Source organism: Paenibacillus sp. A3M_27_13 (genome assembly GCF_024213315.1).
In the GTDB taxonomy this organism is placed as follows: Bacteria; Bacillota; Bacilli; order Paenibacillales; family Paenibacillaceae; genus Paenibacillus; species Paenibacillus polymyxa_B.
On sequence record NZ_JANAVE010000001.1, the window covers coordinates 719,826 to 742,557 of the forward strand.

Genomic DNA, 22,732 nt, shown 5'->3' on the forward strand with positions numbered 1-22,732 from the left:
ATACCTACCTTCAAATTGTTTTATTTTCCCCCGTATCGTAACATGATCAAGGGTGCAGGTCAATTTGTGGTATGCCTAATTTATCGCTGTAATGACTTTTTCGGACACCAGGGTATAGCTGCCGTCTTTGCTCTCTTTAATGTAGAAACCAACCCGGTAATTCCCTGCTGTTTTGAAATCATACGTAAAGTCGTTCGTACGGAACCAGAAGTTATCCTTTTGCGCTCCTTTGATATCTTGGGACTGAATATCCTTCACGTTGCCTGAAGGGTCGGTGATCGCTACCTTCACTCCAGAGATATCTGTTTTCAAGGTATCAATTTGACTGAATACATTAAATTTCACTTTATTGCCTTTATTCACGTTACCAAACACCGTATCTCCCTTGAACAGGAACATATGCACGTTAGGCTGGTCGAAAACAACTTTTCCACCGGATGGATCAAAATTTACAAGTCCGTTAAAATCACGGATGGGCACATAGGTTTTCCCATCAATGACAACTGCGCCATCTTTTGACACTTCTCCATTAATAATCAACTGCACTTGGTCCTTGGCGGATTCCGCCGAAATGGCGGTCCCTCCCATTATTGAAAAGGCCATCACTAGGGCCATCACTTTTCTCCATTTCATCACTACTAATCCCTCCATCGTTATCTGTTTAAAACCTTCTGTCGTACATTTATACCTAGCTCAGCCGCACAAGTTGCGCTGTGTTTCACAAATTGTCCAAAGTTTTTACATAAGGAGCCAAATCTTTAGTTCCAGCAGCATAGGTGATAAAATACGACTGTAGAATGTCCTAGTACACAAAGTCCGGAGGGATAATCCATAATGAGCCTAACGATACAAATGCTTGGCACAGGCAGTGCCTTTGCCAAGCATTATTACAACAACAACGCGCTGCTGGACAGCGGAGAAGGCAAACTGCTGATCGATTGCGGTACAACCGCTTCTTTAGCATTACACCAAATGGGCGTCCCTTTGCCTGATATTGGCGCAATTTTAATCACACATATTCACGCAGATCATGTCGGAGGTTTGGAGGAATTCGGTTTTCAAATGAACATTCTCCATCGTCGCAAGCCTCTACTTTATATCGCCGAACCACTAATCCACCCTTTGTGGGAACATACGCTCAAGGGCGGAATGTCACAGCAAGGTATGATTGACAAGCTTGAAGATGTATTCGAGGTAAACGTAATAACGCCTGGTGTACCCACTACATTAGTATCGGGTATCCAGGTGGAGCTAATCCCTACAAGGCATATTCCGGGTAAAAACAGTTATTCAATATTCATTAATGACCGCCTTTTTTATAGTGCAGATATGGTTTTTGACCCTGATTTGCTTCATCATCTGGTGCATGAACGAGGATGTCGGAGTATTCTGCACGAGGTTCAATTACAAGGCGCTGGAGAAGTCCATACGACGTTGGACGAGCTGCTAAGCTTGGCGCCATCTCTTCAAGAGCGGATTCATCTGATGCACTATAGTGATGATATGGAACAATTCAGGGAGAAAGCAGGAGTCATGTCCTTTCTGGAGCAGCAACGAGTATATCAACTTACAGAGTTGGAACGTGCAGAGTAGCATGCTAAATACAGTTTGAACAATTAACAAAAAGCCGCCTGGCTTTCCTACAAAGGATAGCCAGGCGGCTTGCTGTTCTTGAATATAATGATGAACTTGTATTCTAATGTTGCGAGTTAAGGTCAGAACAATGGCAGTTGATCCAGGTTATTAGATGGATCTCCATCGGCATCTCCCCGAATTCGTTTGCTTCCATCCTTGGCCTTGAAAACGTTAACGCCTGCAATTGAGCCTGCTTCAATCTCGTTCAATGCTTGGTTATAATCTAAAACCCGACCGGTAGATGTCTGAAAAGACGTAAGGTCGCCATCCCCGTCTTTACGTACTGCTGTAATTTGCTCTCGTTCTGTATCAGCCATACTGTATCGCTCCTTATCCATAGTATTATAGTGGAGGAACTTTTACTAGCATGCACATTGTACAGATTTGTATGCACCTTACGCTGTCGACTACAACTTTTTGCGCATACGTACATGCGGTATTCCCGCATCGTCAAAAGGTTCATCGGAGATCGTCTCATAACCGAGCTTTTCGTAAAACCTCTCGGCTTGGCATTGGGCATCTAGCAGCGAGTATCTTAACCCCAATTCACGTGCACGTTCCTCCAGTGCTAGCAGTAATACACGTCCATAGCCTGCCGCACGATGCTCCTTGAGAACGGCAATACGTTGCATTTTAGCTGTATCTTCCTCATAGTATGTCAATCGACCAGTGGCCACCATTTCACCATGTTCACAAATTAGCAAATGATGGGCCGTATCTCCCAGCTTGTCATAATGGTCAATTTCTAAATCAAGAGGAACCTTTTGCTCTTCGACAAACACTTTGGTACGGATCGATATTGCCTCCTGTAGCTGTTCCTCTGTTGTTACACTTATAATTTCTGCGGCCATCATCTGTTCCCCCTATCATTAATTCCAAATTGCAAACTCGCTAAATTCGAATTATATATATAAATGGTCATGAAGTACAGGCTGACTTCTATTTTTTCACTTTACATATATGGTTAATACATGATATTATCTAATAACCGCAGGACGGTAGCTCAGCGGGAGAGCATTATCTTGACAGGGTAAGGGTCATGGGTTCGATCCCCATCCGTCCTATTCGTCAAAAGCCTTGATTCTCAAGGCTTTTTTTATTTGTCTAGAGATAAAGCGAGTTATCCTGAGAAAAGAAGATAGGTCATTGACTAAGATTTAGTCAATAACCTATTTTTTAATTAAAATCATACTTATAAGATAAAAAAGCCGCCCGGAAAAATAGGGTCGACTTTTCTGTATACTCAGATCATTTGCACTTTAACAGCACCACTTCTTCAACAAAGCCTTTCACCTTGATCCTTCTATTATATAGAAGAAAAAAAGCAGAACCATCAGCACAATACGTATAGAACTCTTAGATTACGATATAAACCGCCCCGCTCTCACTATCAATCTCCGTGGGGTAAGCAGTCACACATCCAGTATCCGGCTCTTGCACCCGGCCAGTGGAAAGGTCAACTTTCCAGTCATGGAGCGGACAATGGACCGCTGAGCCACATATCATTCCTTCGGATAACCGCCCCCCTTTGTGCGGACAACGATTCTCAAGCGCATGCACGCTGCCATCGCTCAGACGGAATACAGCTATCTCTGTATTATGAATGCGAACTGTCCTTGCTCCACGTCGGTCAATTTCGTTCAGATCAGCTATTCTGACTCTGTTGGTTGTCGTATTGGTCTCCATTTTGTCAGCCCCCTATTCCGTTACTGCCTTAAGTTCCGGCAACTGTACAAAATTTTTGCGCAGCTCTTCGTTGTGAATAATTTCGTGCCACGGATCAGTCGTCGTGCTTAACGTCTCTTCAATTCTGGTCACCAGTTGTTTCCTCGTCTCTGCATTCGCGAGTGCCTGTTTGACGGATTCAACTCCGACCCGTTCCACCCAATGGGCTGTGCGTTCGTTCCAATTGGCCTGCTCGCGATAATACTGCAGATAGGCACCGGTCCATTCCATTACTTCATCCTCGGTTTTAACGGTACAAAGCAGTTCAGCTGCCCGAACCTTAATACCGCCGTTACCTCCAACGTAGATCCCCCAGCCACCGTCAATAGCAACGACGCCTAAATCCTTTATCGTCGCTTCAGCGCAGTTACGCGGGCAACCAGATACAGCCAGTTTGACTTTGGATGGCGCATTCAGCCGTTCAAATGCCTTTTCCAACCGAATGCCCATACCCATAGCATCCTGAGTGCCAAAGCGGCAAAAGGTGTTACCTACGCACGTCTTAACCGTTCGCAGCGTCTTTCCATAGGCATATCCAGACGGCATATCCAACTCGGCCCAGATCCCCGGCAAATCCTCCTTTTTCACACCAAGCAGGTCAAGACGTTGGCCACCCGTAAATTTAACCAGAGGCACATTGTATTTTTCTGCGACAGCAGCAATTTTCTTCAGATCGGCAGGTGAAGTAACTCCTCCATAAATGCGGGGCACGACAGAATAGGTGCCATCTTTCTGTATATTGGCATGGTACCGTTCATTCGTGAATCTGGATTCCTTCTCATCCTCATAATCGATCGGCCATACCATACCTAGATAATAATTGAGGGCCGGCCGACATTTCGTGCAACCTTCCGGTTCGTTCCATCCCAGCACATTCATCACTTCTTTGACGCTCTTCAATCCCATCTCCCGAATGCCATCAATGATCGCTTCCCGGTCAAGCGTCGTACAACTACAAATCCCCTCTTTCAGCGTTTCTCCGGCTTCTGCGCCTGCGTATAGCTGTAAGAGTCCCTCCACTAATGGCTTGCAGCCGCCACATGATGCCGATGCCTTCGTACATGCCTTAATCTCCCCGACACTCCGGCAGCCAGCCGCAACCGCCTCTCCAATGTCACCCTTGGATACACCATTACATCCGCATACAATTTCGTCATCAGGCATCTGCTCCAGCATCATGGCGCCACTAGCTTCAGGTTGACCGGGATTGAAGCCAAGTAATAACTCTTTCTCTCGGCCAACCACCGACCCGCCACTTTTGATCAAAGAAAACAGCATGGCTCCGTCAGACGTATCCCCAAACAGAACGGCTCCGATCAGTTTTTCGTCCTTGATCACGATTTTTTTGTAGACGCCGCCAATATCATCCTGATACCGCAGGGAACGTGTTCCCGGTTCATCCTTGTAATGCCCTGCTGAAAACACGTCGACACCCGATACCTTCAACCTTGTAGAAGTGACGGAACCACTGTAGCCGGGAGTCTCCATTCCCGCGAGCCGCTGAGCCAGCACACCACCCTGCTCATATAATGGAGCTACCAGTCCGTAAGTGATTCCCTGGTGTTCTGCACATTCGCCAACGGCGTATATGCCAGGGACATTCGTTTCCATGTAATCATTTACGATGATGCCACGGTTTACAGGAATTCCCGCCGACACCGCCAGTTCAATGTCTGGTCTGATGCCTACCGCCATAACGATCAAGTCTGCTTCCAGCTCACTGCCATCGGCAAATTTCAATCCTTCCACGCGACGACGGCCCGTAATAGCCGCCGTTCGCTTATTGACCAGAAAAGTCATTCCCTGCTCCTCCAGCTCGCGCCGGAGCATAAGGGAAGCAGCCTCATCCAGCTGCCGATCCATAATATATCCGTTAATATGAATAACTGTGACGTCCATCCCCAAGTTAAGCAGCCCCCTAGCTGCCTCTAGCCCAAGCAATCCGCCGCCGATAACAGCTGCTTTTTTGTGCGTCTTTGCCGTCTCCATCATCGTTTCACAGTCACGAATATCCCTAAAACCGATAACACCCTCCTTGTCGGCCCCTGGAAGCGGCAGAATAAAGGCTTTAGAACCTGTTGCCAACAACAACAAATCATAAGAGATGCATACGCCGGAGCGCGACGTCACCTGCTGCTTTTCCGTATTGATGGCTGTGACAGGATCATCGGTATACAATCGAATATTGTTGTCTTCATACCAACTCCAGTCGTTAATGACAATATCCTGCAAACCAGCCCCTCCCGCCAGAACGGAGGACAGCATGATCCGGTTATAGTTTGGATGGGGCTCGGCCCCGAATACCGTAATCTCATAGCTACCTGGTGCAAGCTTCAGCAAATGTTCGAGAGTGCGTATCCCCGCCATTCCGTTGCCGATCAACACTAACTTTTGGATATCGTTCATCAGGTCACTTCCCTTCCATTTGTATCCTCAAAACATAAAAAGCCTGCTTCACATATGGGGATTCAAAATATCCCTCCACATGAGAAAACAGGCTCCATTGCCGTTTCATCGAATACGCCGTTGTATCCATCAGAGTATGGAATTAAAAAGTATTGTAGCTAATATATAATGCTTCAAATGATATGTCAACATTCCTTACGCATTAACTTATAAAAAATTATATTTTATCACCATGTAACATATCTATGACGTATAAAATATCACTCCCCTACAAAATTAGGATTGATTTTCAGTCCAAAACACGCCAAAATGGTTTAAAAGTCCGTTTTAGCTTGATGATGATGAAAAAAATAAGCAGGCAGACAAAATCTTATGTCATATTTGTTATCAATGATTACTATCCCCATCGCTAACTACCCTTCATGTTACAGAGAGGAGGAGCCCGCTTGCGTTCCTTGTTGGTAATTCACTTACATTCTGACTATGTATCTGAGCAGACACACGCCGTTTCCTCATGGCAGGCAGGACCTGAGCACCTTTTAGAGTCCAACGGATACCTAACCCTGCCCTGCCGCAATGAATCTGAAATCAAACAGCTAATTCTTAATGCAGACGCGGCGGTACTAAACATACCTGTCGGCACTATCAGCATATGGAGTGGCAGGCTGGAGCAAGCCAAAGCGATCCCATTGCTCTGGTGGTGCAGCGCAGAATCAGCGCTATCATCGACAGAGGCCTGTGAAGCTGATGTCACTGTCGATGGCATTCTAACCCCTTCTATGGCAGCCCATGAGCTGAATTGGGCTCTTCATTTTAGCGCCAAACGCTTTTTTGAACGCCAGCACTGGCAAAGTGAACGCAAGCAACTGACCGCTCGGCTGGAAGAACGCAAATGGATTGATATGGCGAAAGGAATACTTGGGGAAGTAAACGGTATCCCGGAAGCGGAAGCATATGATGTGCTACGCAAAAAAGCAATGAACGAACGCAAACGTATCGTTGATGTGGCCATCTCCATCGTCAAAGCACAGCAAATGCTAAAAGCATAAATCTGAAAGGGGTCCGAACATGAATATCATTGAAATATTAAAAGAAGTTGGTCGCGGCAAAAGGGGCGCCCGGGATCTGAATTACGCCGAAGCCGAAGCTGCTGCCGAACTTATTATGACCCAGTCAGCAACCCCTGCTCAAATCGGAGCTTTCTTTGCCGCGGAGCGCATTAAAATGGAGAGTGTTGCCGAGTTGGAAGAATTTGTAAACATCTGCCGTAAATATACCCATCGCTTTCCGATGCAGGAAGGGATTGATTTCGCCGGTCCGTACGATGGCAGAAAGTCTTCATTTATCGCCACCTTCGCAACGGCCTTTCTACTCGCCTCATGCGGAATTCCTGTAACGATGCATGGCAGTGCACCTCTCCCTCCCAAATGGGGTGTTACGCTCCCGCTTTTACTGCAGGAAATGGGGGTAACGTCCCGGAACATGACACGTGAAACCGCCATTCATGCCGCGAAGCTGACTGGTGTACTGTTCGTTGCCTCCGAACAGTGGTGCGCGCCCCTGCGAGATATGCGGCCCATTCGCGAAGAGCTGGGGCTTCGCACAGTGCTGAATACTGCCGAGAAACTGGTTGATTACGGTTCTTCCCCGTATATTGTATTCGGCGTTTTCCACAATACTGTGTTCGAGAAGACGGCAAAACTCATGCAAAATCTGAATTACCGCAGGGCTCTGATCGTCCAGGGGAGCGAAGGATCGGAGGATCTGTTCATCGATCGGCCGACCCGGACTTACCTGCTTGCTAACGGCGAGGTATCACTACAGGTTATTGATCCGGAAATGTACGGGCTGGATTCGGTGGTACCCGAGCATAACTGGACCCCCGCTGAACAGCTGCGCATTACGGAGGAAGTGCTGCAAGGCACAGCTTCTATAGCCTTTTCGAATCAAGTGTTACTCAACAGTGCGGTCCGACTGTTCGTTGCAGGGCGAGTCGACTCCATAGAGGAAGGTTTGTATACCTGCAAACCGCTGCTAGAAAACGGGGACGCCTGGGGTTTGTATTGTCACTGGCGGGAAGCTATGCTCAGAAAAGAAATAAAAACAGGAGCAAGCAGATCCGAAACCCGAATGCATTTTTAATTATTGGCGTCACGCAGTCTAGGGATTGCGGGCCCTAAACTGTCCAACCCAAAAAGGCCAGCTCCCTCACTCATACAAAGGGGGCTGGCCTTTTATGCAAAGAAAAAGTCACTTACTCAGTCCTGCTCTAGAACTCAGACCATTCCCCATTATCTGCACTGGTCGCGGCTACGGCCAGGTGAAGGGGACGGATGCGTACAGCAGCCGTTTTGAAGCCAGGCATCCGGCAGAACGGATCAAGATCGGGTCGGGTCGCCCGATTTACATTTTGTATCCCACCCCAATGCATGGGCACGAAGAGCGTATCTTCGCGGATATGTGGTTTGATCCGGCCGCGGACAGTGAAGCTGCCGCGCTGTGATGCTATTTCTACCCACTCCCCGTCCCTGATATGCCAGCGTCGCGCTGTCCGCGGATGAATTTCCACATAATTCTCAATCTCTCGTGCGGCCAGCGACGGACTTCTGCGCGTTTGTGCACCGGTCAAATAGTGAGCCAGCACGCGGCCGTTCGTCAAAATAAGCGGGTACTCCTCGGATATCTCCTCTCCTGCTCCACAGCTTTCAACCACCGTAAAAACAGCCTTTTGATCGGAATGGGCAAAGGTTTCCCGAAACATCGTATCCATACCGGCTCTGTCCGTAGACGGGCATGGCCAATATACCCCTTCTTCACGACGCAACCTGTCATATGTGATCCCATAATAATCGGCAGGACCGCCCCGGCTGGCAAGCCGCAGTTCTTCAAAGATATGCTCAGCATCCCTGTACGAGAAATAGCTGCCCTTGTTTAGCTTTGCAGCTACCTGACACAAAATGTTCCAGTCATCTCTAGCCTCGCCTGGTGCGGACCTCGCCGCTTCCCGTAGCAGAACGCGGCCCTCCAGATTGGTCATCGTCCCCGTATTCTCCAAATAAGACGTCACAGGCAAAACAACGTCGGCCATCCGCGCGGTTTCAGTGAGAAACATATCCGCCACAACCAGCAGATTCAGCTTTTTGAGGGCTTCCTCCACCAGCCGGACATTCGGGTTAGATACAACAGGATTAGAGCCCATCACGAACAAAGCTTGGATTTCTCTCTGATGGACAAGCTCCATCATTTCATAGGCGGACACTCCCTTACCCGGTAAACTGCTTGGTTTTACTCCCCACACGGACGCCACATAGGATCGATCTTCTTCATCCTCAATTGATCTGTAACCAGGAAGCTGGTCAGCCTTTTGGCCGTGCTCTCGCCCCCCTTGCCCGTTTCCCTGACCTGTAATAGCTCCATAACCGCACCCTTCCCTTCCAATCTTGCCAGTGGCCAGCACCAGATTAAGAAATGCACGCACCGCCATATGTCCATCTGTCTGCTGTTCAACACCCCTGGCCGTAAAAACGATGCCGGTCTCCACACTGCCAAAGGCACGTGCTGCCTGCTGGATCATTTCTACCTCAATTCCGCACAACGCAGCCGATTCGCTCAGATCCACACCCTTCAAATGAGTCAACAGCTGATCATAGCCGTTGGTCCGCTTGCGGATAAACTCTTCATTCGCAAATCCTTCGTCCACGATGACCTTTAGCATGGCATTAGCCAGCACAGCATCCATACCTGGCTTGATTTGCAGGTGCAAATCGGCAGCCGCCGCCGTTGGTGTCGCGCGCGGGTCAATTACAATGACAAACGCGCCGTTTTCCTTCGCCTGATGAAAATAAGGCATTAAGGTCGGCTGGCATTCAGCGATATTCGTACCTGCAAGCACAATACAACGAGCCAACGGAATATCAGCCAGTCTGCAGGTCAGTCCGCGATCAACGCCAAACACTTTACTGCCAGCGGATGCCGCTGCCGACATGCAGAAGCGCCCGTTATAATCGATATATCGTGTACCTACAGCCACCCTGGCAAATTTACCGAGTAAATAAGCCGTTTCATTGGAGAGTGAACCTCCACCGTAAATACCGATTGCATCGGGACCCTGTGTGGACAGTAGCGTAGAGAAACTGCTAGCTATAGTATCCAACGCCTCCTCCCACTTGACGGGAACAAGTTTGCCCTCTTTGCGTATGAGGGGCTGTACCAGCCTTTCCGCATGAGTCGCATGCTGATGCGCATTCATTCCCTTGATGCACAGCCTACCCTGCGAGGCTGCATTAGCCTTCCCTTCCGCCTTATACACTGTACGGATGATACCCGCAAGTGTCTCCGTACCCGCACTAACGGTCATCTTACATTGCACGCTGCAAAACGGGCACTGCGTATCCATTACTGACGATACATGTAGCCCAGCTTCCGGTTTGCCTTCTCCTGACTGACACATCAAAGTCACCTCCCCTTCGCCATTTTTCGGAATTTTATTGTCTGCACACGATAGAATATCGCCACAACTGAACTCAACCCATCACATCATCCTGTCAGCATTGTGGTCCGCAGGCTACCCGCCAGTCCACTTCGAAGAGCAGCGTCAAGCACACTTTCCCGTAATGCCAGAACGCCAGTCCTTTCAATCCACTCCCACATTTTCTCCCCATACCGGGCACTATGTCGGTATATTTGCAAGCAGGCTACAGCCATCAGGACCGCTTCTGCCGGGTCTTCCTCCAATCCAAGCAGCTGCCCCTGGCGAACTGGATGCTCTGCATGGCCACCGGCATAAACCTCCCAGCCTACTGGAGATCGGGATATTCCAATATCGTGGACAAGTACACCTGCCGGATACGCCGATCCAGGACAAATAGCAACTGTAACCAACGCGGGCAATGCGAGACTTCCCCATAAAGTTACCAACCGCTCTCTGAGCCAGGCTACTTCTACAAATGCCTGATCCATCAGGTCCGACTCAACAAAAGCCCGATTCTCGGCATTTAGGTTCGTAAAGCGCAGACCCGCAGAGGGCGCTTCTCCTCCGTACTGCGGTGTGACCTGAACCACAACACCAGCACCTAATGGATTTGTCGCAGATCTGTCGCGCAACCCAAGGGATTCCAAATAATAAAGTACAGCCGGCCGACACAATTCACACCCCTGCTGTCTAGTCCAACCGAGACGGGACACTACTTCATCTGGAGTCTGACAGGCTGCGTCCACCATAGCTGTTTTAAGCGAATCATGATCGTAATGCGTACATCCACACACAGGGACTACTTCTTGGGCGGTCGGAGTAACTACAGGTCCGGAAACTGTCGATTGGGACAAACTATTTTTGACCAGTGCAGCCACCAGCGGCCGACAGCCCCCACAGGAACCGGATGCTTTGGTCCGACTCTTCACCTCTTCCACCGTCTTCAGCTTATCCGTAGTGATCGCTCGCAAAATAGCCCCCTTACTCACGCCGTTGCACGCACATACCGTTTCCTCTTCCGGCAGTGCGGCTGCCGCATCCTCCGCTTTGCTTCCGCCGTTATCCCGGGATGTTAGCTCTGTAGCCGACGCGCCGCGCCGTACCATACCGAGCAGGGAGTTACTTTCCGCCGTATCTCCGAATAAAATGGCACCAGTGACAGCACCGGCATGCATCATCACTTTTTTGTAAACCTCCTGCATCCCGTTATACTCCATGACCGCTATCTCGCTTCCCTCTTCGCGAATGTCTCCTACGGAAAACAGATGAATCCCCGCTACCTTGAGCTGCGCATACGGAACCGTCCCTTCATAGGGAGCCGTTTCACGACCACAAATAACTTTTGCCAGCACTTTGCCCTGCTCATATAGCGGCGCCACTAGCCCGTATGAAATCCCGCGATGCTCAGCACATTCGCCGACGGCATAAATACCGGGAATACTCGTGCGCATATAATCATCCACGACAATGGCACGGTTTACGGTCAGACCGCTGTCCTGAGCTAATTCGATATTCGGTCGGATACCAACCGCCAGCACAACCAAATCCGTTTCCAACCTGTTCCCGTCCGCAAATATCAATCCTTGCGCCCTGTTTCGGCCTATGATGTTGACCGTTTCCTTCGCCAAATGAAACCTCATGCCCTGTTGTTCCAGCTTTCGCTGCAGAAGCACAGCCGCCGTCCGATCAAGCTGACGGTTCATAAGATACTGCGCATTATGAACAACCTCAGTTTCCATCCCTAGATTCAACAGGCCTTGAGCGGCTTCAAGTCCTAACAGCCCCCCTCCGATAACTGTGGCCTTACGGTATGTTTTGGCATATCTTGCCATGGTTTCACAATCATTCACATCACGAAAAGCGATTACCCCCTGTTTTCGAGCTCCGGGAATGGGCGGCATGAAAGGCAATGAGCCCGTTGCCAATATGAGCATGTCATAAGGTTCTTTGATGCCGGATTCCGTTTCCACCATCCCGGCTGCAACATCAATACGACAGACGCGTTCACCCGCGTACAACTTTACCCCGTTCTCTTCATACCAGTCCCAGTCATGGGTAACGATGTGCTTAAATGAGCTCTCCTCCTGAAGCATTTTGGACAGGAGCACTCGGTTGTACCCGGGACGGGGCTCTGCACCAAATATCGTGATTTGGAACCGCTCTGGCTCCAGATCAAGTATTTCCTCCACACATTTAATGCCTGCCATACCGTTGCCGACGACGACCAGTTTTTTCATCATATTAAACCAGCCCCATTCTCCGAATAAAATAAGACAGAAAAAGCCCTTCTCCATTCAATGGAAAAGGGCACCGTTGCCGTAAATGTCGGCACATCGTTGTGCCGATATGTATCTAAGATTACTGAATTGTGAATGTCATGTCAATATTTAATACATGAAAGCTATATTTTCACCTTATATTTAATTTTTTTACGATTTTGTGTTATGTATATTGACATAAAACAGATCCTTTTTTATAATTTGATTAAAATCACTCCAACGTGATCATACCAAGTCGACTCACAATGAGGTGTGTCAACCACGGCAATGAGGCCGCAAACCGTTTCCTAGATACCATGTAGGGGCGATTTGCGGCTTTTTCATGTTCAAATTACATTTTTCAGACAAAGAACAACAATGAGAACAGGAGAGATGGAGAATGAACAAAAAAAGTTTCTGGAAAAGCGGACACAAGCCCACCCTATTTGGCTCCTTTCTGTATTTTGATATCAGTTTTATGATATGGGGAATGATCGGACCATTGGCCGTTGTAATTGCTAATGATTATCCAATGGACCCTGTACAAAAAGCCAATCTTGTCGCCCTACCTATACTTGGTGGTTCCCTGCTGCGGCTCGTGCTCGGATTCATGTCGGATTATATCGGTCCGAAGCTCACGGGACAGATTGGTATGCTTGTCACGATAATCCCTCTCTTGCTCGGCTGGCTGTGGGTTGATTCGCTAGAGCACATGTACGTTGTTGCCCTGCTCCTGGGCGTAGCTGGAGCATCATTTGCAGCTGCGCTGCCGTTGGCCAGTCAATGGTACCCCAAAGAGCATCAAGGCTTGGCTATGGGAATTGCCGGTGCTGGGAATAGCGGTACCGTCCTTGCGACATTGTTCGCCAACCGCATTGCTCAACATTTTGGCAGTTGGGAAGCCGTTTTCGGATTGGCCATCCTCCCCATCTTAACCGTCTTCGTTCTGTTCAGTATTTTTGCCCGCAATAGCCCTCACCGCCCAGCACCAAAAAGTCTGTCGCAATATGCTTCGGTGCTCAAACAGAGGGATGCCTGGGTATTCTGTGCCTTTTACTGCGTGACGTTTGGCGGATTCGTTGGCCTTTCTAATTATTTGACTATTTTCTTTAATACCCAATATGGCCTCTCCGCGGTACATGCCGCCGATTTTGCGACCATTTGTGTGATTGCCGGAAGCTTCTTTCGTCCTGTAGGCGGCTTTTTGTCCGATCGGATTGGTGGTTCACGCATGTTAATGTACTTGTATGCGGGAGCCGGGATTATGCTCGCTGGCATTGCGTTTTTACCGCCACTTACCGTGGTAGTTGTGCTGCTGTTCGTAGGCATGATGTGCCTTGGCGCTGGCAACGGCTCCGTATTCCAGCTCGTTCCGCAGCGGTTCGGCAACGAAATCGGGCTCATGACCGGCATTGTCGGCGCTGCTGGTGGCATAGGCGGGTACTTCCTCCCCCTTATACTGGGTCATCTGTACAAATCAACGGGTTCATATATGCCAGGCTTCATCTCTCTGAGCCTAATCACGTTCTGTGCCTTTACCCTCGTCATCATAATGCAATTGAAATGGCGTAACAGCTGGATGCAACGCTCTGCTACAGTTACTGATGAAGCCGTCAATCGCATCGGAGAATTAAATGCCTGATGTTCATTAAACATAGAGCTGCGAAGCATTAAATTTTGTCCCTCAACCATCCCTATAGCCAAAAAATAGCTTAACTTCGTTTATTTAAAATGAAGTTAAGCTATTTTTCATGCACGCTTAATCGAACTGCGCCTATAAAACTATGATGATTATCACATTCAATCAAGATTTTCCGAAAATATCATGAAAATTAAATGAAATTTTCATTCAAAAAACATTGAAAATCGCTTTCATTTTCATAATTTTTCTTATGTAAACACTTATATAACCATTTTTCACACAACATACTTGTTCACTTGGTTTAAAATAAGGCGTATACTTGTTCACGAATTGTTCAAGGATTAATTAAATGTAATTTTTTAGAAAGAAGGAATTGGAAATGCGTGCTTTTCATTTTACGGAAGACGGATCTATCGAAACTAAATTAACCGGAAAAGATCTACTTGCCAACCCACTGCTGAATAAAGGAGTAGCTTTTACCCTGGAAGAACGGAAACAGCTTGGACTTGACGGTCTCCTTCCTCCTACGATATTAACTATTGAGGAGCAGGTTCAGCGGGTTTACGAGCAATTTCAGAGCCAACCGGATAATTTGCGTAAAAATGTTGCGTTAAATGATCTTTTTAATCGGAATACCGTTCTTTATTATCGTTTGCTCTCTGAGCACCTAAGCGAAATGCTCCCGATTGTTTATACACCAACAGTAGGCCAGGCTATACAGGAATACAGTCATGAATATCACAAACCTGGTGGTATGTATTTATCTATTGATAATCTGGCGGGTATTGGAGAGGCTTTTAAGAATTTGAACCTAGACCCTGATGATATCGACCTGATCGTAGCCACAGATTCCGAGAGTATTTTGGGAATCGGGGACTGGGGAGTCGGAGGTATTAATATCTCTATTGGTAAGCTTGCTGTGTATACTGCTGCTGCTGGTATAGATCCTAGCCGAGTACTGGCAGTTGTTCTTGATGCAGGTACAAACAACGAGAAGCTATTGGAAGATCCTTTATATATGGGGAATCGTCATAAACGTGTACGTGGAGAACAATATGACCAATTTATTGACACTTATGTTCAAGCTGCACTTTCCTTTTTCCCGAATGCCCTGCTGCACTGGGAAGATCTGGGCAATGTCAACGCACGGAACATTATCAATAAGTACGGAAATAGTATTTTGACTTTTAATGACGATATTCAAGGTACTGGAGCGGTTACGCTCGCAGGTGTAATGTCCGGTGTTCAATTGTCCGGAATCCCACTGAGCAAGCATCGGGTTCTAGTCTTTGGCCCAGGAGCTGCTGGAATCGGCAATGCAGACCAAATTAGCGCAGCCATGATGCTGGAAGGACTGTCAGAAGCAGAAGCAAGACGTAACTTCTGGGCTTATGATTACCGTGGCCTGCTTACCAACGAAACAGAAGGACTTTTTCCATTCCAAGTCCCTTATGTGCGTGATGTTGCAGAATGCCGTGACTGGGAACATGCTGAGGATGGCAAAATCCCACTGCTTGAAGTCATTCGCCGCGTAAAACCGACGATTATGATTGGTACTTCCGGTGTTACTGGGGCATTTAGTGAGGAAATCGTTAAAGAAATGGCCAAACATACAGAACGTCCTATTATTATGCCTATGTCCAACCCGACTCCACTGGCAGAAGCAACTCCGCAAGATTTGATCCACTGGACCGAAGGAAAAGCCCTCATTGCAACAGGAAGTCCTTTTGAGCCGGTGATCTATAACAATATTAAGTTTGAAATTGGGCAATCCAACAATGCTTTCGTGTTCCCGGGTCTTGGTCTTGGCGCAATCGTGGTAAAATCCAAAATTATAACAGATAGCATGTTTGCAGCAGCTGCCCATGCAGTAGCTCAAATGGTTGATTTGTCGCAGCCTGGTGCTTCCCTGCTGCCAAAAATCAATGAATTACGCGAAGTATCTGAAGCGGTAGCCGTGGCTGTGGCCAAGGCAGCAGTTCAGGATGGAGTAGCGCGTCATCAACCGGACGATATCGCACAAGCGGTTCGAGATGCGATGTGGGACTGCAAATATAAACCAATCAAACAATATGGTCAGGAAGCGGTCCTGGTTTAAAAAATAGCGACAACATCAAATTTGTACTTGCATACGCAAAGTGATTATTTAACTGATGTCCGCCTTTTTTGGCGGACATCTTCATTGGAGGCAACATCATGGCTACAGGTCATATTTTTATTATCTTAATTCCTATTTTCTTTGTCATTTTAATTGGTTATTTCGCAGGATTGTTTAAGGCTTTTAACCCTGCTTCTTCTAAGGGATTAAATACACTCGTGACGAAGTTTGCTCTACCTGCACACTTGTTTATTGGTATTACGACGACACCAAGAGAGACATTGATTCAAAAGTGGCCCTTTCTTGTGGCTTTGCTACTTGGTGTAATCGGCTTTTATATTGTATTGCTCATTGTTTATCGCTTAATTGCCAAAAAAGGCCTGACTGAATCCTCCATGTTCGCATTGAATTCAACACAGCCTTCTTTCGCATTCATGGGAATTCCGGTTCTGGGAAGCTTGTTCGGAAGTGCGGCAGTCGCCATCCCTATTGCGATTACTGGGATCGTCGTTAATGCCATTCTTGATCCGCTTGCAAGTATTTTGGGAACGGTCGGTCAGCGCAAAACAACAGAATCTGACGGCACTAAAGGCAACTTATTTAAAGTCACTATGAAATCAGTCCTTCATGGACTCAGCGAGCCGCTTGCCTGCGTACCCTTGTTTGGTGTCGTATTGACTCTATGTGGATTCCACGCTCCGAAACTTTTGCAATCCATGTTTGATCAAATCGGCAATATTACTGCTGGTACAGCCCTATTTGCCATCGGGGTAACCATTGGTATCAAAAAGATTACGTTCAGTCCAAAAGCACTTAGCATCGCTGTGCTGAAAGCCATCGTAATGCCTATAGTTATGCTCGGTATTGCTGTTCTGATAGGACTATCCCATGAGGATGTAACCAAAGCCGTACTGCTTGTCGCTTTTCCCGGCTCGGCTGTGGCTGCTATGATTGCTACCCGTTATGAAACACTGGAAACGGAAGCTGCATCTGCATTTGTTATTAGCTCAGTCTTATCGCTCATTTCATTACCTTTGCTCATTTCACTTCTTTTATAAGGGACAGAAACTTAAGAACCCTCAATGCAATCCAGGTATTTATAGGTATAAAGCATACCCGTTCGCCCTCATTTATCTTATTTTTTAAATATTGTTTGAACAATAAAGTGATTTAGTAAGATTATTTGGAAAAACAACATAAAATCCAGTTTTGCCGACAAGCGGCGGTCCCATCGTTTCATTCACTAGGGGCCGCCGTTCTTTTTAAATAACCTTCTTCTCTCCCTTTTAATAAATACCTAACATTTAGAAAGCAAATTGTCGAAATATATATGGGGTAGGTTGTATATGAAACTAAATTGCTAATTCAAAGGAGAAGAAAACGTGAAAAACTTGAAGTGGAGAACTATGTCCTTTTTTGGTAAAAATCTATTAATCTCTTTTCTTAACATCGTATTAATAGGTGCTATTCTCATCACATCCAGCTATATACTTCAAAAGAACATTCTCACCACGCAGCTGCAAGACCAAGTTAAAGTATTGACTAAAAAATGGGCAGAAGATGTTGACAAAACAAAAGTACAACAAGCATTAAGCGAAAAAGATTATAACGGTTCTGCTCAACAGGATTTACGCAAATTCCTAGATTCTATCCACACATTTTATCCTAATGTTGCCCAAGCTTACATATTTGGCACAGAACTAACAGAAGGAAATCAAACTTCCATTATTGGCGTTCCCACAAATTTAGTCCAAGCTTTCCAAGACTTGAAGTTGGATATTGGGGATATGTACACTCTTCCTGACGAAAATGCACAAGCTGTAAATAAAATGCTTCAATCCAATAAATCATCGTTGAGCAGCTTTTACTCGGACGAATATGGTACATGGACTACTATTGTTTACCCAATTACAGATGAAAGCGGTAAAATCACAAGTGCGATATACTTTGACGTAGACGCGAGCTCTGTACCTACCGGACTTCATAAATTGCTTGTATATGGTGTGTCATTGCTCATTCTGTTCCTTGCGATCTTCTTAACGATCCAATATTTATTGGTAAAACGGACCCTATCCCCGATTCGTAGCTTGATGAAGGGAATTGAGGAAGTCAGCGAGGGTAATCTGAATGTAAAAATCAAGACAGGCGAGGACGACCTTGGCATTATCAATCAAAAATTCAATTCTATGATCAAACGCCTTAACGATACAATGGTGAAAGTACAGAATACGACACAAGAAGTTACGGGATCTGCCCAGGAATTGTTAAGCATTAGCGAGAAAAACAGTACGAATACGAACGTCATTAACAGCAATATTCAGGAAATAACCCAGGGACTTGAAGCTCAGGATCACGCAGCACTTGAAAGTTCCAGATCTATGAATGAAATGTCGACAGTTATCCAAACGATTGCCGAAAGCTCCTCTTCCGTAGCGGATCAAGCTTATTCTATGGAAAAACGCTCCGTTGAAGGCAATCAGGTAGCCCAAAAGCTTTCCGCTCAAATGGACTCCATCTCCACTACAATGGAAAGTACAGCTGATTCCGTTAATGCGCTGCAGAACCGTTCTAACGAAATCAGTAATATCGTCAGCATCATTACAGGCATTGCCAGTCAAACGAATTTGCTTGCACTGAACGCTTCTATCGAAGCTGCCAGAGTCGGTGAAGAGGGCAAAGGTTTTGCAGTCGTAGCGGGAGAAGTACGTAATTTGGCTGAACAGTCTCAAGAGTCTGCCAAACAAATTGCAGAGCTCATTGAAGAAATCCAAAGAGAAATTGAGCAGACTGTAAAAGGTATCAGCCTTGGTACAAAAGAAGTTCACATTGGGCTGGAAGTTACGAAGCAGACAGGCGAAATGTTCTCTGAAATTTTAGATGCGTCTAATAAAGTGTCGTCACAAATTCAGGAGGTATCCAGCGCAACGGAGCAGATCTCGGCCAGCACGCAGGAAATGTCAGCTACCTCTGACGAGCTGTCTTCGACAGTTAGCAAAACAGTCGGCAGCAGCAAACAAATCGAGCATACCATTGGAGAACAGGCTGAGTCTATGGCTTCTATTGTCCAAGCTTCTGACAAGCTTACATTGATGTCCGGGGAGCTGGAAGAGCTCATTTCGTTCTTCAAGGTGAACCGGGAAGCCTAATTTTATAACTTCCAAGTAACTCAAGATAACAATAAAGAACCTCTAGTCTGCATAGAAAGCGAACTAGAGGTTCTTTGATATACTCTTACATACTTCTTAATTTACAAATCCTTCCAAAGCTGAGGTTGGCTTACCGTCAGCCTGCCAAGCACCTTTGTTATAACCCTGATTGTAACCTGGAGTTGCAGCCGGCTCCCAATAAAATACCCCTGTACCTTTGCCGCCTCCGATGTTCCGAACCTTTGTTTTGATTGCAGAAATAAATGCCTTGGAAGCTGCAGGTTCGTTATATTCCATCCCGATTTCACTGATGACAATACCTTTACCGTATTTGGCAATGAGGTTATTGGCATTGGTAATCGTCTGATCCACCTTGCCCTGCCAGTCAGAAGGAGACGGATACAGAGACAGCCCGATGAGATCAAACTGAGCTCCATTATCAATCAGCCCGCCGATATTCCAGTTCAACACGGAACCGTTATCCCCGTTGGCTAAATGTACTATCGTTTTAGTACTGCTGCTTACCGATTTTACAGCATTATTACCTGTATTGACGAGCCAGGCATAGTTTTTCATGTTCACCGAAGCTTTGCCGTCTTCCCAGAGCATTCCATTGTTCGTCTCATTACCGATCTGCACCCAGTCCGGTGTTACCCCCTTGCTTTTCATCGTGTTCATAACATAGACCGTATGAGACCAGACTGCATCCATGAGTTGTGTAAATGTGAAATTGCGCCACGCATAAGGTTTGTTCTGTTGCCCTGGATCTGCCCAGGAATCACTATAATGTAGAGTCAGCATAACGCTCATACCCAATTTTTTAGCTCGCTGCGCTAGTTCTGCTGCCTTTTCGGCATTCATGTATCCGCTTGCATAATCTTTCATGTCAGGATTTACCCACACACGGATACGTACCGAGTTAATCTGATAGTCATCTCGCAAAATTTGCAGTATATCTCGACGAACACCCTTTTTATCCTTCCAAGTCATACCTTGCGCTTCCATTCCTGCTACCCAGCTTATATCTGCTCCTTTGGCGAAAGCAGGGGCGGCCGAAGCCGCACCCAACCCTACAGAGCCGAACGGATACAATAAGCTGGATAGCAAGATCAACATCGCAAATACCATCGTGCGGTTACCTGTTTTCATAAGTCATCTCCCATCCGAATTGTATACTTCTCATTGCCTCTGACCAATCTACCAGTTCCCTCACTCGGGAAAACGACAGAGATCACACTTTAATATCATGTTCTATTTATTGCGCTCTGTCTTTAAAACCTTAACAGCGTAGGCATCCAATTGAACGCTACCATCTTCTATCGCATGATTTTCAAGCATATCCGCATAAGTTCGCCCATCCAACGTAATCTTTTGCGACTCATGCGTGAAATTTAGTATAAAAATATAATCATGAACCCCATCGGTACGAATCGCCGTATTCACTCCATGAGGCAACTTCACATTGAGCGCTTTACTGATTCCTGCATCATCAATTAAACTTCTGTAAAAATGACTGTGAAACAGTCCGGTGTTGCGTGATGCGATGTAATAAGCCTTTCCCTCTCCCAAACGGTTCACCGTCAAAGCCGGGCGTCCTGCATAAAAGTCTGAGCCGTACACAGCCAGTACCTCTGCACCCTCCGTATGAATGAGATCACACAATTCTACAGCTTCATACTCCCCTTGCAGATCCAGCTCATTGCCTTCAACCGGCAAAATGTGATTACGGTCATGATCATGCAACCCGTCAATCTCTTCCGACCAGATCCCCAGCGTCTTACGAAGCGGCCCCGGAAAGCCTCCAAGGAAGCACAAATCATGTTCATCTACGATACCAGACCAATAGGTTGCTACGAAAACGCCACCGTTTTCAACAAACTTCTGTATACGCTCCCCCACACCGCTGCGGACCATATACAACATCGGAGCTACCAAAAGTTTGTATTTGGAGAAATCTGCATCCATATGAATGACATCTACAGGTACACCCTGCTCCCAAAGTGCCAAATAATGCGCTTCAGCTGTCTCTTCATATTTCACACCTTTGTTGCGTGGTCCCTGTGAATCGTTGATTCCCCAACGGTTCTCCCAGTCAAAAATGACTGCGGCCTCCGCCGGTACCGATGTACCGATAACCTCCTCCAGTTTTTCCAGCGCATTACCGACCTCTGTCACATCTCCAAATACACGAGTGTGCTCATGTCCGACATGATCGACAACCGCACCATGCAGCTTTTCACTCGAACCGCGGCTTTTCCGCCACTGAAAATATTGAACGGTGTCTGACCCGTGTGCCACAGCCTGTAAAGACGATAGCAGATGCATTCCTGGTCGCTTCAGCTTGCTTACGTCTTGCCAGTTCGTCAAACTCGGTGTACTCTCCATGAGCATCCAAGGCTTGCCTCCCTTGATTGAACGAATAATATCGTGCATCATGGCGACTTTAGCAGCCTGACGGCTATCATCTCCCTCACGGTCATGCCACGTTGGGTAACTATCCCAGGATATAACATCGAGCAGATCAGCAAACTTCCAGTAATTCAATCCTTCAAAAAACTCCATTAAATTGGTTGTGACCGGAATTGCTGGATTTGCAGCCTTGAGCGGCACAATCTCATGTTTGATAAAATCTGCGGTCTGATCGGTCACAAACCGTCTCCAGTCCAAATTCAGGGCATGGACCTGTGTTTCACCGTGAGGTGCCGGGGACTCAACTTGGCTCCAATCCGTAATCGTATGACTCCAAAAGGTCGTCCACCATGCGTGATTAAGCTTGTCCAGCGTACCGTATTTATCCTCGACCCAAGCGCGAAATGCCTCCTGACAATAATCACAGTGGCACTCTCCACCAAATTCATTGGAAATATGCCAGCCAATCACAGCAGGATGGTTAGCATAACGCTCGGCCAGCTTCGTATTCATGATACGTACTTTTTCCCGGTAAACAGGCGATGTAGAACAGTGATTATGGCGAAACCCGTGCAGATTACGGACACGGTTAGCCTCCACACGCAGCACCTCAGGATATTTTTGTGACATCCAGGCTGGTCTTGCTCCACTAGGAGTGGCCAAAAAAGCATAGATTCCGTTCTCAGCAAACGAATCCAGAATACGATCCAGCCACTCAAACGTAAATACACCTTCCTCAGGCTCCAATGAAACCCATGAGAAAATACCGACAGACATCACGTTGCATTTGGCTAGTTTCATTAGACGGATATCCTCCGCTAACACGTCAGGGTAATGCTGCCATTGCTCCGGGTTATAGTCCGCGCCATGCAGCATACGTGGAACTCGCTCACTAATGGGAGGGTACTTGATTATGTTTTGATTCGTCACTACAAATCATCT

The 22,732-nt window shown here is 46.9% G+C and carries 16 protein-coding genes and 1 tRNA gene; 8 read left to right on the forward strand and 9 right to left on the reverse strand.

All coding sequences use genetic code 11. The annotated features are described in order from the left end of the window. Positions 1-75: 75 nt before the first annotated feature. On the reverse strand, positions 76-633 hold the full coding sequence (locus NLX82_RS03375; protein WP_023989343.1) for a hypothetical protein: 558 nt from the start codon (positions 631-633) through the stop codon (positions 76-78). A 201-nt stretch (positions 634-834) separates the two neighbouring features. Here NLX82_RS03375 and NLX82_RS03380 point away from each other — a divergent pair, with 201 nt between their 5' ends. After that, positions 835-1,593: an MBL fold metallo-hydrolase gene (locus tag NLX82_RS03380; protein ID WP_023989344.1), complete on the forward strand. Its 759-nt coding sequence runs from the start codon at positions 835-837 to the stop codon at positions 1,591-1,593. A gap of 122 nt (positions 1,594-1,715) precedes the next feature. Here the strand turns inward: NLX82_RS03380 and NLX82_RS03385 are convergent, their stop codons facing one another. Both NLX82_RS03385 and NLX82_RS03390 read right to left on the reverse strand, forming a co-directional pair. Continuing rightward, positions 1,716-1,952, reverse strand: a complete 237-nt coding sequence (locus NLX82_RS03385) for a DUF3892 domain-containing protein (RefSeq protein WP_023989345.1) — start codon at positions 1,950-1,952, stop codon at positions 1,716-1,718. 90 nt (positions 1,953-2,042) lie between these two features. Continuing rightward, complete coding sequence (locus tag NLX82_RS03390) at positions 2,043-2,486, reverse strand: GNAT family N-acetyltransferase (RefSeq protein ID WP_023989346.1); 444 nt, start codon at positions 2,484-2,486, stop codon at positions 2,043-2,045. A 141-nt stretch (positions 2,487-2,627) separates the two neighbouring features. Between NLX82_RS03390 and NLX82_RS03395 the strand changes: the two genes are divergently transcribed. Beyond that, a tRNA-Val gene (locus tag NLX82_RS03395) sits at positions 2,628-2,699 on the forward strand. Positions 2,700-2,991: 292 nt separating this feature from the next. Here the strand turns inward: NLX82_RS03395 and nirD are convergent. After that, entirely contained in the window at positions 2,992-3,321 is a 330-nt protein-coding gene (gene nirD / locus NLX82_RS03400; RefSeq protein ID WP_025724005.1) for a nitrite reductase small subunit NirD, read from the reverse strand. Positions 3,322-3,333: 12 nt separating this feature from the next. Further along, on the reverse strand, positions 3,334-5,766 hold the full coding sequence (gene nirB / locus NLX82_RS03405) for a nitrite reductase large subunit NirB (protein ID WP_069080019.1): 2,433 nt from the start codon (positions 5,764-5,766) through the stop codon (positions 3,334-3,336). A gap of 446 nt (positions 5,767-6,212) precedes the next feature. On the opposite strand from nirB (NLX82_RS03405), the gene NLX82_RS03410 reads away from it, so the two are divergent. Continuing rightward, positions 6,213-6,815: an ANTAR domain-containing response regulator gene (locus tag NLX82_RS03410; RefSeq protein ID WP_023989349.1), complete on the forward strand. Its 603-nt coding sequence runs from the start codon at positions 6,213-6,215 to the stop codon at positions 6,813-6,815. A 19-nt stretch (positions 6,816-6,834) separates the two neighbouring features. Further along, positions 6,835-7,908 carry an anthranilate phosphoribosyltransferase gene (locus tag NLX82_RS03415; RefSeq protein ID WP_254347477.1) on the forward strand — a complete coding sequence of 358 codons (1,074 nt, stop codon included), beginning with the start codon at positions 6,835-6,837 and terminating at the stop codon, positions 7,906-7,908. A gap of 127 nt (positions 7,909-8,035) precedes the next feature. Here NLX82_RS03415 and nasC read toward each other — a convergent pair whose 3' ends face one another. Continuing rightward, positions 8,036-10,216: an assimilatory nitrate reductase catalytic subunit NasC gene (gene nasC / locus NLX82_RS03420; protein ID WP_069080021.1), complete on the reverse strand. Its 2,181-nt coding sequence runs from the start codon at positions 10,214-10,216 to the stop codon at positions 8,036-8,038. Positions 10,217-10,302: 86 nt separating this feature from the next. Beyond that, positions 10,303-12,477, reverse strand: coding sequence for a nitrite reductase large subunit NirB (nirB, locus tag NLX82_RS03425; protein WP_254347478.1), 2,175 nt, complete (start codon positions 12,475-12,477; stop codon positions 10,303-10,305). A gap of 418 nt (positions 12,478-12,895) precedes the next feature. Here nirB (NLX82_RS03425) and NLX82_RS03430 point away from each other — a divergent pair, with 418 nt between their 5' ends. The 4 genes from NLX82_RS03430 to NLX82_RS03445 all read left to right on the forward strand — a co-directional run bounded on the left by NLX82_RS03430 (position 12,896) and on the right by NLX82_RS03445 (position 19,381). Further along, positions 12,896-14,137, forward strand: coding sequence for a nitrate/nitrite transporter (locus NLX82_RS03430; RefSeq protein ID WP_254347479.1), 1,242 nt, complete (start codon positions 12,896-12,898; stop codon positions 14,135-14,137). A 379-nt stretch (positions 14,138-14,516) separates the two neighbouring features. Then, positions 14,517-16,235: an NAD-dependent malic enzyme gene (locus tag NLX82_RS03435; RefSeq protein WP_023989354.1), complete on the forward strand. Its 1,719-nt coding sequence runs from the start codon at positions 14,517-14,519 to the stop codon at positions 16,233-16,235. Positions 16,236-16,333: 98 nt separating this feature from the next. Beyond that, positions 16,334-17,293 carry an AEC family transporter gene (locus NLX82_RS03440; RefSeq protein WP_025718424.1) on the forward strand — a complete coding sequence of 320 codons (960 nt, stop codon included), beginning with the start codon at positions 16,334-16,336 and terminating at the stop codon, positions 17,291-17,293. Between the two features lie 324 nt (positions 17,294-17,617). Then, a complete protein-coding gene (locus tag NLX82_RS03445; RefSeq protein WP_068941474.1) occupies positions 17,618-19,381 on the forward strand; it encodes a methyl-accepting chemotaxis protein in 1,764 nt (587 codons plus the stop codon). A gap of 96 nt (positions 19,382-19,477) precedes the next feature. On the opposite strand, the gene NLX82_RS03450 is transcribed toward NLX82_RS03445, so the two are convergent. After that, a complete protein-coding gene (locus tag NLX82_RS03450; protein ID WP_068941472.1) occupies positions 19,478-20,530 on the reverse strand; it encodes a glycoside hydrolase family 53 protein in 1,053 nt (350 codons plus the stop codon). A gap of 102 nt (positions 20,531-20,632) precedes the next feature. Further along, positions 20,633-22,720, reverse strand: coding sequence for a beta-galactosidase (locus NLX82_RS03455; protein ID WP_367995871.1), 2,088 nt, complete (start codon positions 22,718-22,720; stop codon positions 20,633-20,635). Positions 22,721-22,732 lie beyond the last annotated feature (12 nt).

Excerpts from the sequence above, each read along its gene's own strand:
- NLX82_RS03375 (WP_023989343.1), bottom strand. The coding sequence starts at position 633 with ATGAAATGGAGAAAAGTGATGGCCCTAGTGATGGCCTTTTCAATAATG.
- NLX82_RS03380 (WP_023989344.1), top strand. The coding sequence starts at position 835 with ATGAGCCTAACGATACAAATGCTTGGCACAGGCAGTGCCTTTGCCAAG.
- NLX82_RS03385 (WP_023989345.1), bottom strand. The coding sequence starts at position 1,952 with ATGGCTGATACAGAACGAGAGCAAATTACAGCAGTACGTAAAGACGGG.
- NLX82_RS03390 (WP_023989346.1), bottom strand. The coding sequence starts at position 2,486 with ATGGCCGCAGAAATTATAAGTGTAACAACAGAGGAACAGCTACAGGAG.
- nirD (WP_025724005.1), bottom strand. The coding sequence starts at position 3,321 with ATGGAGACCAATACGACAACCAACAGAGTCAGAATAGCTGATCTGAAC.
- nirB (WP_069080019.1), bottom strand. The coding sequence starts at position 5,766 with ATGAACGATATCCAAAAGTTAGTGTTGATCGGCAACGGAATGGCGGGG.
- NLX82_RS03415 (WP_254347477.1), top strand. The coding sequence starts at position 6,835 with ATGAATATCATTGAAATATTAAAAGAAGTTGGTCGCGGCAAAAGGGGC.
- nasC (WP_069080021.1), bottom strand. The coding sequence starts at position 10,216 with ATGTGTCAGTCAGGAGAAGGCAAACCGGAAGCTGGGCTACATGTATCG.
- nirB (WP_254347478.1), bottom strand. The coding sequence starts at position 12,477 with ATGATGAAAAAACTGGTCGTCGTCGGCAACGGTATGGCAGGCATTAAA.
- NLX82_RS03430 (WP_254347479.1), top strand. The coding sequence starts at position 12,896 with ATGAACAAAAAAAGTTTCTGGAAAAGCGGACACAAGCCCACCCTATTT.
- NLX82_RS03435 (WP_023989354.1), top strand. The coding sequence starts at position 14,517 with ATGCGTGCTTTTCATTTTACGGAAGACGGATCTATCGAAACTAAATTA.
- NLX82_RS03440 (WP_025718424.1), top strand. The coding sequence starts at position 16,334 with ATGGCTACAGGTCATATTTTTATTATCTTAATTCCTATTTTCTTTGTC.
- NLX82_RS03450 (WP_068941472.1), bottom strand. The coding sequence starts at position 20,530 with ATGAAAACAGGTAACCGCACGATGGTATTTGCGATGTTGATCTTGCTA.